This window comes from Pseudomonas sp. DE0010, assembly GCF_007680745.1.
Lineage (GTDB): Bacteria > Pseudomonadota > Gammaproteobacteria > Pseudomonadales > Pseudomonadaceae > Aquipseudomonas > Aquipseudomonas parafulva_B.
The window spans coordinates 1-264 of the sequence record NZ_VEJQ01000220.1 but is presented as its reverse complement, the minus strand read 5'-3'; the positions used below and the strand labels follow the sequence as shown (position 1 = coordinate 264).

The window sequence follows — 264 nt, the reverse complement described above, 5'->3', positions numbered from 1 at the left end:
GCCGGTGTCCTGCTCCTTGCAGGTGCGGCAGCGACCGCAGGCGACGTTGAAGGGCACCGAGACCAGATCGCCGACCTTGAGGGTCTCGACGTCACGACCCGCTTCGATGACCTCGCCGGTGATCTCGTGGCCGAGCACCAGGCCTTCGGGGGCAGTGGTCCGGCCGCGCACCATGTGCTGGTCTGAACCACAGATGTTGGTGGAGACCACGCGCAGGATGACGCCGTGGTCGATACGCTTGCCCTGCGGGGTTTGCATCTTCGG

Annotated in this window: 1 protein-coding gene; it reads right to left on the bottom strand. The window is 66.3% G+C overall.

All coding sequences use genetic code 11. From position 1 onward, the window contains the following. Positions 1-264 (bottom strand): alcohol dehydrogenase catalytic domain-containing protein (locus FS767_RS22320; protein WP_178102784.1); only part of this gene is annotated, 264 nt, incomplete at both ends.